Below are 12,899 nucleotides of genomic sequence, written 5' to 3'. Positions count from 1 at the left end.
TCGTTGTCAGGTCAGGAAAGCTTGGCCAGCGCCGGCTTCAGCTTGTCCATCACGAACGGGATGCTGTAGACCGTCGGGTAGCGCAGCGCCGAGATGGTCTGCATGTCGACCACCAGGTAGTTGCCCGACTTCACCTTCGCCACCAGCTGATTGCTCTCGAACGCCTGCTGCAGGTCGGTCGAGGTGAAAGCGATGACCACCAGGTCGGCGGACAGCTTGTCGTACTGCTCCGGGCTCAGCGAACCGGTCGGGCTGCCCGAGTCGTTCTGGCCGAGGCCGGCCACTTCCGGGCTCAGCTTCAGGCCCAGTGACTGGATCAGCTGCACAGCGAAATCCTGCTGCGACACCAGGGTGAAGACCTTGCCAGGCGAGTTGCCCACCGAGGCGGTGAAGGTCTTGCCCGCGGCCTTCGGGTAGTCGGCCTTCGTCTTGTCGATCGTGGCCTGTGTGGTGTCGATGATCCGCTGCGCCTCGGCGGTCTTGCCCAGTGCCTTCGCCGCGACCTGGACGTGTTCCTGCCAGGTCTCGGCGCCCCAGGTGTCGTTGTAGCCGATGGTCGGCGCGATCTTCGACAGGTTGGCGTACTCCTGGTCGAGGCCGTAGTCGGAGGTGGCGAGGATCAGGTCCGGGGCCAGCGCGCCGACCTCCTCGGCGTTCACCCCGTTGGTCGCGTCGACGTACTTGGTCTTGGTGGTGTCGACCTTGCCGTCCAGGTAGGTGGGCAGCGCGCCGAGGCCGCTCTTGTCGAAGTAGGCGACGGGAGTGACGCCGAGTGCGAGCGCGGCGTCGAGGTCGTCACTGGCGGAGCCGATGACGACCACCCGCGACGGGGCCTTGTCGATCTTGGTGGTGCCGAACTTGTGCGTGATGGACACCGGGAACGCGTTCGCGTCCGCGGCAGGCGTCGCCGACGCGGCGGATCCCGAGGACGAGTCCTGCACGTCCCCGCACGCCACCAGACCGAGTGCGAGCGCACCCGCGGCGACCGCCACGAGCATCCCGCGCCCCAACTTGCTCCGACTCATGACCACTTCCTTTTCGAACTCGCGAAAAATCCTTGACCGGCAAGGGGTTCGCCCGTTGACCTCTCGACCCGGGCCGTATGCCGGACCGCTGATGTTAGGTTTGCCTATCCAACATTTCTGGTCAAGTCACGTTTCGTCACGTGACTGCGCCCACGCGGACCACAACTGCGCGTAACGGCCGCCGTTCGTAGCAAGTTCGGCATGCGTGCCGGACTCGACGATCCGGCCGTCCTCCAGCACCACGACGCGATCGGCCTGCGCGGCCTGGGTCAGCCGGTGCGCGATGATCAGCGCCGTCCGCCCGGCCAGCGCCGCATCGGCGGCGGCCTCCAGTGCCTTCGCCCCCGCGCTGCCGGCCTCGGCGGTCGCCTCGTCCAGGATCGCGACCGGCGGATCGGCCAGCACCAGCCGCGCCAGCGCGAGCTGCTGGGACTGCGCGGCGGTCAGCCGGTGCCCGCCATCACCGACCACAGTGGACAGGCCGGACGGCAGTTTCTCCGCCCACGTCAAGGCGTTCACCGTGGCCAGTGCTTCCCGCAGCTCGTCGTCGGTGGCCTCTGGGCGAGCCAGCCGCAGATCGTCGGACAGCCGCCCGGCGAACACGTGCACCTCCTGGCTGACCAGCGCGACCGAACGCCGGTCCAGCTCCGCCAGCGGCATCCCGCCGACCAGGATCGCGCCCATCGACGGCCGGTGCACCCCGGCGATCAGCCTGGCCAGCGTGGTCTTCCCGGCCCCGCTCGCGCCGACCAGCGCGACCCGCTCGCCCGGCTGCACGCTGAGTTCCACGTCCCGCAGCACCGGGGTGCCGGCGACGTAGGCGTGATGCACCCCGGCGACCTTGATCGAACCGTCCAGCGGAACCGCGGTGCCCTCGTCGGGCGGGCGCAGTTCGGCCACCCCGACCAGTCTCGCGAGGCTCGCCGCCGCCTGCTGCGCGTCGTCGATCAGCGCGAGTGCGCTGTTGATCGGGGTGAACAGGCTGTGGAAGTACAGCGCCGCCGCCGTTGCGGTGCCCACCGACACGCTGCCGTTCTCCACGAGCAGGAAACCCATCGCGAGCATCGCGGCCAGCCCGACGAACTCGGCGAGGTTCAGCCGCGCGAAGAAACGCGTGATCAGTCCGATCCCGCGCAGGGTGAGCGAAATCGCCGAAACCGACCGTTCGGTCACCTGCCGCAGCTGCCGGTCGGCCAGCCCGAACGCCCGCACGGTGCGCGCGCCGCCGATGGTGTCGAGCAGCTGCTGTTGTTGCGCGCCGACCGCGACCCGCTGCTCGGCGTAGACAGGCACGGCACGCCGGCCATACCAGCGCACCGTGTACAGCTGGATGGGCGCCGCGAGTAGCGCGGCGAGCAGGAAACGCCAGTCCAGCAGTGCCAGCCCGCCGAAAGTGAGCACGATGGTCAGCGCCGAACCGCCCAGCTCGGGCAGCCCTTCCCGAACGGCTTTGGCGATCACGGAGACGTCGCCGGTGACCCGCGCGGTGAGATCCCCGGCCCCGGCTTTCTCCACTGTGGACAGTGGTAGCCCGAGCGCGCGGGACACGAACTGCTCGCGCAGCGTCGCCAGCATACTTTCGCCGACTCTGGCGACCAGCGTTTGCCCGGCGGCCTGCAGCGCGCCGCGGGCCACGGCCACGATCACCAGCAGCACCACCGGCACGGCGACCGAGCCGTGCGCCACCACGAGATCGACGATGTGACCGAGCAGGGGAGCGGTGGCCAGCCCGGTGGCCGTCGCGCCCAGCAACACCGCGAAGGCGCCGAAGGCCAGGACGCGGTGCGGGCGGACGAGCTCGGCGAGCGTGCCGCGGAGTCTCGTCGCGGTGGGGAGCAGTTCGGTCACGAGAGCACCGTCTCCCGGTAGGAGTCGTTGTCCCGCAGCAGTTCCGCATGCGTGCCCGCGACATCGGCGAAGCGCACCCGGTCGGTCACCGACAGCAGTGCCGGGCTCGTGGTGATCAGGATCGTGCTGCGGCCGCGCCGATGTTCGGCGATCCCGGCCGCGATCCTCGCCTCCGTCACCGGGTCCACCGCAGTGGTCGGCTCGTGCAGCACGAGCACCGGCGCGTCCGCGGCGAGCGCCCGTGCCAGCGCGACCCGCTGCCGTTGCCCGCCGGAAAGGGACTTGCCACCCTCGGCGAGCTGCTCGTCGGCAGGCACGTCCACGGCGGCGGCCGCCATCGCGCGTTCGACGTCGCCGCCGATGTTCTCCGCCACGGTGCCGGTGAACAGATCGGCGTCGTGCGGGGCGACGAGCACGTCCGGCCGGTGCACCAGCCCGGCCAGCAGCTCGTCGGCCTCCGTGGTCGCGATCCCCAGCAGCTCCCCGTCGACGATGTCCACAGTGGACGGCTGGGTCGAGTTCGCCGACGGCTCGGTCAGTACCTCGGCGATCCGCGCCGCGGACGCGCGACCCTGGGCGAGCTGACCGTTCACCCACCCGAAGATCTGGAACGGGGTGATGAGGAACTGGGCCAGCCCGACCGCCGCGACCAGCTCGCCGACGGTGATCCGCCCGTCCACCGCGAGTCCGGCCCCGACCAAGGCGACCACCGCGATGAACGCGCCGGTCAGCGCGAGGATCGCGCCGTCGTGCCCGGCTTCGGCGCGCGCCGCCCGCAGCGTTGCGCCCAGGCTCGCCTGGCTCGTCCGCCGGTACCGCGCCACCGCGGCCGCCTCCGCGCCGATGCCCTTGATCACCCGCAGCCCGCTGACCAGGTCCGCCGCCAGCCCCGACGCCTGCGCGGCCCGGTCCTGCTCGACCTCGCTCCGGCGCTCCAGCGGCTTGCCGATCAGATGCGCCAGCCACAACAGGGGCGGGGTGCCGAGCAACACCAGCAGCCCCAACGGAATCGACATCCGCAGCAGCGCCACCGCCGATACGATCAGCCCGGCCAGACCGGCGATCCCGAACGGCAACGCGACGTTGAGCGCGCCGACCCGTTGCGCGTCACTGGTCGCGACGTTCACCAGTTCACCCGGCAGCCGTGCGCTGCCTTCCGGGCCGACCACCCGCCGGGTCACATCCAGCCGCAATTCGTGCGCCGACATCTCGGCAGCGCGCTCGGCGATCCGCGCGGCGAAGCGGTAACAAGTCGAAAGGACCGCGAAGAGCACCGCGAGTGCCCCCAGCCACCACAGCAGACGGGTGACCGAATGCGCTGAAACCGCTTGGTCGATCACCACTCCGATGACCACCGGGACGAGCGCTTCGCCGCCCTGGTGCCCGACCGCGAGCAGCGCCGCCGGCGCGATCTTCCTACGCTGAACGGCCCGCCGAAGCACGCCGCGAGCCTGGTCCGCCACGGCGCCCGCCTCTCTTCCGGCCACGGCCCGGAGAGAGACGCCGCTCGTCCACCAGGACCTAGGTAAGGCTAGTCTAAGTCCGTGACCGTGAGTACCGAGCAGCCCGTCGCGCGACGCTCGTCACGGGCGTTGGGCCTGGTCATCGCCGTGTGCGTGCTCGCCTTCGCGTGTCTGGCCAGTCTGTGGGTCGGCGCCAAGGGCATCCCGTTCACCGCCACCTGGGACCTGCTCTGGCACAACGACGGCTCGCCCGAAGCCGTGATCATCCACGACCTCCGCATCCCGCGCACGCTGCTCGGGCTGCTCGCCGGTGCCGCGCTCGGCGTCGGCGGAGCGCTGATGCAGGCGCTCACCCGCAACCCCCTCGCCGACCCCGGACTGCTCGGCATCAACATGGGCTCGTCGGCCGCCGTGGTGGTCGCGATCTCGTTCCTCGGCATCCACTCGCTCACCGGTTACCTCTGGTTCGCGCTCGCCGGCGCCGGCATCGCGTCGTTCCTCGTCTACAGCCTCGGCACGGCCGGCCGCGGCAGCGCGACCCCGGAACGGCTCGTGCTCGCCGGCGCCGCGATAACCGCCGTGCTGTACGCGTTCATCCAGGGCGTGCTGCTGCTCAACCCGGACACCTTCGACGAGTTCCGGTTCTGGGACGTGGGTTCGCTCGCCTCCCGCCGGATGGACGTGGTCGCCCAGGTCTCCCCGTTCATCATCGTCGGGTTGCTGCTCGCACTGTCCCAGGCGCGGGCGCTGAACGCGCTGGCGCTGGGAGACCAGGCCGGGCAGGCGCTCGGCGCGCGCGTCGGCCGCACGCGGGCGCTGGTCGCGGTCGCGGTGGCCCTGCTGTGTGGTTCGGCCACCGCCGCGGCCGGGCCGATCGCGTTCGTCGGTCTCGCGGTTCCTTATGCCGCAAGGCTTTTCACCGGTCCCGACCAGCGCTGGGTGCTGCCGTATTCGATGGTGCTGTCGCCGATTCTGCTGCTGGCCGCGGACATGCTCGGCCGCGTGGTCGGCGGGGTGCAGGAGGTCGAGGTCGGCATCGTCACCGCGTTCCTCGGTGCGCCCGTGTTCGTGCTGCTGTGCCGTCGGCGGAAGCTGGCGAGGCTGTGACCGCCGTACTGCGCACCCCGCAGGGCCGGGTCTCCCTGCGCTTCCATCGGCGCGCGGTGCTTGTGGGCCTGGCGATCTTCGTCGCGATCCTCGTGCTCGGCGTGATCGCGCTGACCACCGGCGACTACCCGCTCTCGATCCCGGACGTGCTCGCGACGCTGGTCGGGCAGGGTCCGCCGGGCGCCGACTACATCGTCACGGAACTACGGTTGCCCCGGCTGCTTACCGCGTTGCTGGTGGGCATGGCGCTCGCGGTGAGCGGCGCGGTGCTGCAGAGCGTGTCCGGCAACGCACTCGGCAGCCCGGACGTCGTCGGCTTCACGCAGGGCTCCGCGGTCGGGGCGTTCTTCGTGATCCTCGTGCTGGACGGCAGCATGTTCGCGGTGTCCGTCGGCGCGCTCGTCGGCGGCGTGGGCACCGCGATCCTGTTGTACCTACTGGCATATCGCGGCGGGGTACAGGGGCTGCGGCTGATCCTGATGGGCATCGGGATCGGCGCGATGCTGATCGCGCTCAACTCGTACCTGATCACCCGCGCCTCCCTGCAGGACGCGCTGGCCGCGCAGCTCTGGCGCGTCGGCGGGCTCAACAACCGGGACTGGTCGCAGGTCACGATCATCGGCATCGCGGTCGTGGTGCTGGTGCCGATCGCGCTGTCGCAAGGACGGCGGCTCGCGTTGCTGGAACTGGGCGACGACAAGGCGCGGGCGCTTGGCGTGCACACCGAACGCACCCGGCTGATCCTGCTCGCGGTCTGCGTTGCGCTGTCGTCGTTCGCAACCGCCGTCGCCGGGCCCATCACGTTCCTCGCGCTCGCCGCGCCGCAGATCGCCCGCAGGCTCGCCGGCGCCGCTTCGCCACCGCTCGTCACGTCCGCGCTGACCGGGGCCTTTCTGTTATTGGCCAGCGATTTCCTCGTGCAGCGCGTGTTCTCGTCCAAGCTCCCGGTCGGCGTGGTCACGGGCGCGGTCGGTGGGCTGTATCTCGCGTATCTGCTCGCCATGCAGTGGCGGAAAAAAATCTCCTGAGCACAGCAATGCGGGGCCCCGTATGACACGGGACCCCGCACTTTCGCTTGTCAGGCAGCCGTCGCGACCGGCGACGAAGCAGGCGCCAGCGCCAGCTCCAGCACGTCACGCACGTTCGACACCGGGTGCACGTCCAGCTCCGCGAGCACGTCGGCGGGGACGTCGTCGAGGTCGGGCTCGTTGCGCTGCGGGATGATGATCGTCTTCATCCCGGCCCGGTGCGCGGCGAGCAGCTTCTGCTTCACCCCGCCGATCGGCAGCACCCGCCCGGTCAGCGACACCTCACCGGTCATCGCCACGTCGGACCGGACGACCCGGCCGGACAGCAGCGACGCCAGCGCCGTGGTCATCGTGATCCCGGCCGACGGCCCGTCCTTCGGCACCGCACCGGCGGGCACGTGCACGTGGATGCCGCGCTGCTTGAGGTCACCGACCGGTAGCTCCAGCTCCGCGCCGTGGGAACGCAGGTACGACAGCGCGATCTGCGCCGACTCCTTCATCACGTCGCCCAGCTGGCCGGTCAGCGTCAGCCCGGTCGCGCCGGACTCCGCGTCCGCCAGCGACGCCTCTATATAAAGGACGTCACCACCGGCGCCGGTCACCGCCAGCCCCGTCGCCACCCCGGGGATCGAGGTGCGCTGAGTCGAGGCGGGCAGTGAGGACTCCGGCAGGTGCCGCGGCCGCCCGAGGTAGTCCTCGAGGTCGGCGGCGTCCACCGTCAGCGGCAGCGTCGCCTCGTCCAGTGCCACCCTGGTCGCGATCTTGCGCAGCACCTTCGCCAGCGTCCGGTTCGCGTTCCGCACCCCGGCTTCGCGGGTGTACTCCGCGGCGATCCGGCTCAGCGCGGCGTCGGTGAACGTCACGTCGCCCGCCGCCAGGCCCGCCCGCTCCAGCTCACGCGGCAGTAGGTGGTCACGCCCGATGATCACCTTCTCGCGCTCGGTGTAGCCGTCGAGGGTGACCAGCTCCATCCGATCCAGCAGCGGACCGGGGATGGTTTCCAGCGCGTTCGCCGTGGCCAGGAACACCACGTCCGACAGGTCCAGCTCGACCTCCAGATAGTGGTCCCGGAAGGTGTGGTTCTGCTCCGGGTCCAGCACCTCGAGCAGCGCCGCGGTCGGGTCGCCGCGGTAGTCGGCGCCCACCTTGTCCACCTCGTCGAGCAGCACCACCGGGTTCATCGACCCGGCTTCGGAGATAGCGCGCACGATCCGGCCCGCCATCGCGCCGACGTAGGTACGCCGGTGCCCGCGGATCTCGGCCTCGTCCCGCACGCCGCCGAGCGCGACGCGAACGAACTTGCGGCCCATCGCCTTCGCGACCGACTCACCGAGCGACGTCTTGCCGACACCCGGCGGACCGACCAGCGCGAGCACCGCGCCGGAGCGCCGCCCGCCGATCTGGCCCAGCCCCGCCTCGGCACGCCGGTTGCGCACCGCCAGGTACTCGATGATCCGTTCCTTCACGTCGTCCAGGCCGGCGTGGTCGGCGTCCAGCACCGCCCGCGCGCCCGCGATGTCGTGCACGTCCTCGGTGCGGATCTGCCACGGCAGCTCCAGCACGGTGTCCAGCCAGGTGCGGATCCAACCGCCCTCGGGGGACTGGTCCGAGGTCCGCTCCAGTTTGTCCACTTCGGACAGTGCGGCCTTGCGCACGTGCTCGGGCAGGTCGGCCTTCTCGACGCGGGCGCGGTAGTCGTCGTCCTCGTCGGAGCCGCCGTCCAGCTCGCCGAGCTCCTTGCGGATCGCCTCCAGCTGGCGGCGCAGCAGGAACTCCTTCTGCTGCTTCTCCATGCCCTCGGCCACGTCCTTGCGGATCGTGTCGGTGACCTCCAGCTCGGCCAGGTACTCGCGGCTCCACTCCAGCGCGCGCTCCAGCCGGGCCGCGACGTCGAGCGTGCGCAGCAGTTCGAGCTTCTGTTCGGTGTTCAGGTACGGCGCGTTGCCGGCGAGGTCCGCTATCGCGGACGGGTCGTCGAGCTGCTGCACCGCGTCGGTCATCTGCCAGCCGCCGCGCTGCTGCAGGATCGAGATCACGACTGTCTTGTACTCGGCCGCGAGCGTGCGGGCGCGCTCGTCGACGGTTTCGGAGACGTTCTCGGCCTGCACCCAGCGCGCCGCGCCCGGGCCTTCGCCGGTCTCGCCGACGCGCGCCCGGCCGGTGCCGCGCAGCAGCGCGGCCGACTTGCCGCCGGGGATCCGGCCGACCCGCTCGACGGTGGCGACGGTGCCCAGCTCGGCGTATTCGCCGTGCACGCGCGGCACGATCAGGACCTCGGCCTTGGTGGCAGGCAGCGAGCGGATACCGGGGAACGACCCGGTGCTCGGCGCTTTCGCCTGCGCGGATTCCACTGCGGCACGCGTCTCGGCGTCGTCGAGCTCCAGCGGGACGATCATGCCGGGCAGCACGACGTCCTCGTCCACCGGCAGCAGGGGCAGGAGCCTCGTTTCGGTCATCGGTGTGCTCCTCACTAAGTTGAGTCTGCTCAGCTCAACCTTTTCCGGAGCGAGTTTGTTTCCGCAGCTCGTTCGCTGTGAGCGAGCACGGCCGGACGCCGGTGCCAGTACGTCCAGAGGGGCCGGTAACCCTGCCCGTACCAGAACGGGGTGGACGTCGGGTTGGCCAGCGCATGGTGCAGCAGCACCGCGTCGACCCCCGACTCGTCGAAGAGCTGGTGTGCGTGCGCGGCCAGCGCGCTGCCGACGCCGGAGGACCGGGCGGCCTCCGCGACGTGCAACGAAGAGAGGTAGCCGACCCGTTCGGCAGAGACATAAGGAGTGATCCAGCCCGTGTCCGCCGGGTACTGGATCTGCAGCAGCCCGAGTGGCCTGCCGTACAGCTCGGCGATCCAGATCGTCGGCTCGTGCCGGTCCAGCTCACGGGCCATCCCGGCGGTGAGTAGTTCCGTTGCGTTCGCCCTGAGCGTGACGCTGCCGAACTCCGCGTCGTAGCGCTGCAGCTCGGCGTACAGGCCGACGGCGGTAGCGAGGTCGCCCGGCTCGGCGGGACGGATCCGGACACCGGGCTCGGCGGGCGGTCCCGCCGCGGCGAGCCGGTCCGCCGGGCGCACCGCGAGCACTCGCACCGGGGCGAAGCCATGGCGCAGCAGTTCGGCCGATCCGGCGGGGTCCCGGCTGGGCCGCGGTACCACCGCCGCGGCGTCCCAATCGCCTGCGCGCACCGTGTCGGTGAGATATTCGTCCCATTGCCTGAGAATTTCGGCCAGACATTCACCGGGCTGTGGCCCCGCGAACCGCAGCAAGAGGCGGTGTTCCACGAGTGCCCGCCACAGAGAGTCACCCGAGTTCCGATCGACCTCGGACCGCACCGCGAACCCCAGCGCGCCGGAATCCCCGATTATGACGCGGAAATCCTCGTGCGCCGCATCGGGACCCGCCAGCGGGTCCGAATGCGGCAGCAAAGGGTCGACGCTGCTCAACCTGGTGGCGTGCTCCGTCGCGATCGCCTCCGTATTCATGCGCGTATTGAAGACCAATCACGGGAGCCGGGACATTCAGGGGTCGATTACCCCCAGCGACCAGGAAAAACGCGAAAAGGGCTCTAGTTTCACCCGGTCGCCACGGCAGCTCTGCGTAGTTGGCGCATTGTTAACTATCAGCTGATCTCATGGCACACGGAAAGAGGCCGAAGTACGCCCACCGGGGTACAGTGACACCCCATTCGGCCAGGAGATCAACGTCACCCGGTCCGGATGGCTGGGTCAGGCGCACTGGGGCGATGGGGGAAAGGAGGTCGCATGCCGGGCACCAAAGGCACGCCGGAAACTCCCGTTCCGGTCACCGCCGAGTTGGTCGACGGTACGTCGAAGCCGGCCGAGCCGCGTGGCGACGAACGACGGTTCCGGCGCTACACGCTCGTGGTGCTCACCTTCGGGCTGCTGACCGCAGCCGCCGTCTCCTGCTGGCTGCCCTTCGAGGGCCACGCCAGCCTCTGGTGGATCGGCCCCGTGCTCGCGCTGTCCTTCCTGCTCGCCGAACAGCTCGGGATCAACGTCGACGTCCGCAGCGGCATCTCCTGGACCATCTCCTTCACCGAGATCCCACTGGTCATCGGCTTCTTCGTCGCCCCGTTCGAGGTCGTGCTCGTCGCGCACCTCGTCGCCGGGATCAGCACGCTGCTCGTCCGCCGGGTCTCCGGCCGCGTCCTGTACAACGCCGGCGCGTTCCTGCTGGAGATCACCAGCGCGTTCGCCGTCGCGGGCCTGGTGCAGCGGATCATGGGCGCCACCGACATGACGTGGCCCGCCGCGCTCGCCGGCACCCTGACCGCGCCGCTGGCCAGCACGCTGCTGGCGCTGGCCGCGGTCCGCGTGCTGCGCCGCCGGATGCGGATCGGCACCGCGCTGCGGCTCACCGGCCGGATCCTGGTCGTCGGCTTCGTCAACGCTTCGGTCGGCCTCAGCGGGTACCTCGTCATCGCCGGCACCGCGAACGCCTGGCCGCTCGTGGTCGCCGTCTTCCTCGGACTTTCCGCGCTGTACTGGGCATATTCGGATCTGCTCCGCGAACAGCGGGACATGGAAGCGCTTTCCGACGTCAGCCTGATGGTCGCCCGGTCCGGCCAGCAGGCCGCGGCGCGTCCGGCCAGCCGCGTCGACGACCTCGTCGGTGGAGTCGACGTCAGCGAATGGGCCACCATCGCCGAGCGGATCAAGGACCAGCTGGCCGCCGCCAGGGTCGTGCTGCGGCTACGCCTGGAGCCGACCGCGCAGATGCGCACCGTCGTCGCCGGGGAGCCGCTGCCGGGTGCGGACCTGAACTCCGAGGACGCGCTCGTCCGGCTGCCCGGCGCGCACGTCCGGCATTTCCGGATCACCGAGGCCAACCCCGACGTGGCCGCCGCGCTGGCGGACAGGGGAGTGCAGGAGGCGCTGGTCGTCCCGCTGCGCAGCGCGAACCAGCTGCTCGGTGTGGTCGAGGCGCACGACAGGCTGTCCCGCTGGCGCGGGTTCGGCAAGTACGACATCCAGCTGCTCGGCACCATGGCCAGCCACCTGGCCACCTCGCTGGACAACCGCCGCCTGCTCGCCACGCTCCGGCACGACGCTTACCACGATCCGCTGACCGGCCTGCTCAACCGGCCCGGCTTTCGGCAGGTCGCCCGCGAACCCTTGCGCGACCGGATGGACGCCGCCGTCGTCCGCGTGGATCTCGACGTGTTTTCCACGGTCAGCGACGCGCTGGGCTACACCTGGGCGGACCGCATGGTGATCGCCGCCGGCCGCCGGATCCGCGATGCGCTCGGCCCCGACGTGCCACTGGCGCGGCTGGAGGGCGCCTCCTTCGCGGCGCTGCTCGTCGACTGCCAGCAGTCGGAGATCCACGACGTCGCCGAGCGTCTGCGGGCCCAGCTCTCCGCCCCGTACCCGGTCGACAGGCTGACGGTCGAGGCGAACGCGATGGTCGGCTACGCCACGCCGGCCGCCGAAGGCAGCGGTGAGGAGATGGACGTCGACGGGCTGCTGCAGCGGGCCGATGTCGCCGTGCGCGCCACCCGGGGCGGCGAAGAGGTCCGTGGTTACGTGCCCAGCATGGGCCAGATCTTCCTGCGCCGGTTCCAGATGGTCACCCAGTTCCGGCAGGCGCTGGAAGAGGGCCAGATCAGCGTGCACTACCAGCCCAAGATCTCGCTGCCAAGCAAACGCGTACTGGGCGTCGAGGCGCTGGTGCGCTGGCAGCACCCGGAGTTCGGCAGGCTCGACCCGGACGAGTTCGTGCCGGCGGTCGAGGCGGCCGGGCTGATCGGGGTGCTCACCGGGTTCGTGCTGGAACAGTCGCTGATCCGGGTGCGCAAGTGGATGGACGAGGGGCTGCGGATATCCGCGGCGGTGAACCTGTCCGTGCGTAACCTCGCCGACACCGACTTCCCCGCGAAGGTCGTCGAGGCGCTGCGCAGGTTCGACGTCCCGCCGGAACTGCTCACCTTCGAGCTCACCGAGTCCGGGGTGATGGCCGACCCGCAGAAGGCCCTCCCGATCCTGCGCGAGCTGCACGCGCTGGGCATCGTGCTCGCGGTCGACGACTTCGGCACCGGCTACTCGTCGCTGGCGTACCTGCGCCAGCTCCCGGTGGACGAGGTGAAGATCGACAAGAGCTTCGTCCTCGGCATGGGCACCGACCTCGGCGACCTGGCCGTGGTGCGTTCCATCGTCGAACTGGGCCACTCGCTGGGCCTCACGGTGGTGGCCGAGGGCGTCGAGGAGGACATCGCGCGCGACCAGCTCGAGGCGATGGGCTGCGACGTGGCGCAGGGCTACCTGATCTCCCGCCCGCTGCCCGAGGACAGGCTCGAGGCCTGGCTGCAGGCCCGGACGGCGAGGTCGTCCAGCAGGCAGACCGAGACGGTGCTGACCCTGCTGACCTAACCGACCCCCCGGTGCGCGAGCCCGGGAGGCCGTTGGGTAATCT

The 12,899-nt window shown here is 70.5% G+C and carries 8 protein-coding genes; 3 read left to right on the top strand and 5 right to left on the bottom strand.

What is annotated here, in order from left to right; translation table 11 throughout:
• Positions 1-11: 11 nt before the first annotated feature.
• The 3 genes from VHD82_RS34375 to VHD82_RS34365 all read right to left on the bottom strand — a co-directional run bounded on the left by VHD82_RS34375 (position 12) and on the right by VHD82_RS34365 (position 4,336).
• Complete coding sequence (locus tag VHD82_RS34375) at positions 12-1,025, bottom strand: ABC transporter substrate-binding protein (RefSeq protein ID WP_325713323.1); 1,014 nt, start codon at positions 1,023-1,025, stop codon at positions 12-14.
• Between the two features lie 126 nt (positions 1,026-1,151).
• The gene (locus VHD82_RS34370; RefSeq protein ID WP_325713321.1) at positions 1,152-2,873 is read right to left on the bottom strand and encodes an ABC transporter ATP-binding protein; all 1,722 of its coding nucleotides are present in this window, start codon (positions 2,871-2,873) and stop codon (positions 1,152-1,154) included.
• Entirely contained in the window at positions 2,870-4,336 is a 1,467-nt protein-coding gene (locus tag VHD82_RS34365) for an ABC transporter ATP-binding protein (RefSeq protein ID WP_325713319.1), read from the bottom strand. The genes VHD82_RS34370 and VHD82_RS34365 overlap by 4 nt, the downstream gene beginning before the upstream one ends.
• A gap of 81 nt (positions 4,337-4,417) precedes the next feature.
• On the opposite strand from VHD82_RS34365, the gene VHD82_RS34360 reads away from it, so the two are divergent.
• Entirely contained in the window at positions 4,418-5,443 is a 1,026-nt protein-coding gene (locus VHD82_RS34360; RefSeq protein WP_325713317.1) for a FecCD family ABC transporter permease, read from the top strand.
• Positions 5,440-6,471 (top strand): FecCD family ABC transporter permease, encoded by a 1,032-nt coding sequence (locus tag VHD82_RS34355; RefSeq protein WP_325713315.1) that lies wholly within the window; start codon positions 5,440-5,442, stop codon positions 6,469-6,471. Before VHD82_RS34360 ends, VHD82_RS34355 begins: the two co-directional genes overlap by 4 nt.
• 50 nt (positions 6,472-6,521) lie before the next feature.
• On the opposite strand, the gene lon is transcribed toward VHD82_RS34355, so the two are convergent.
• Both lon and VHD82_RS34345 read right to left on the bottom strand, forming a co-directional pair.
• Positions 6,522-8,927: an endopeptidase La gene (lon, locus tag VHD82_RS34350; protein ID WP_325713313.1), complete on the bottom strand. Its 2,406-nt coding sequence runs from the start codon at positions 8,925-8,927 to the stop codon at positions 6,522-6,524.
• A gap of 29 nt (positions 8,928-8,956) precedes the next feature.
• Positions 8,957-9,949 carry a GNAT family N-acetyltransferase gene (locus VHD82_RS34345; protein WP_325713311.1) on the bottom strand — a complete coding sequence of 331 codons (993 nt, stop codon included), beginning with the start codon at positions 9,947-9,949 and terminating at the stop codon, positions 8,957-8,959.
• A gap of 279 nt (positions 9,950-10,228) precedes the next feature.
• On the opposite strand from VHD82_RS34345, the gene VHD82_RS34340 reads away from it, so the two are divergent.
• Entirely contained in the window at positions 10,229-12,856 is a 2,628-nt protein-coding gene (locus VHD82_RS34340) for a putative bifunctional diguanylate cyclase/phosphodiesterase (protein WP_325713308.1), read from the top strand.
• The last annotated feature ends 43 nt before the right edge of the window (positions 12,857-12,899 follow it).

Origin of the sequence: Amycolatopsis sp., from assembly GCF_035546795.1 — a bacterium.
Classification (GTDB): Bacteria; Actinomycetota; Actinomycetes; order Mycobacteriales; family Pseudonocardiaceae; genus Amycolatopsis_E.
The sequence above is the reverse complement of the archived record's forward strand: the minus strand, read 5'-3'. Positions and strand labels throughout refer to the sequence as shown.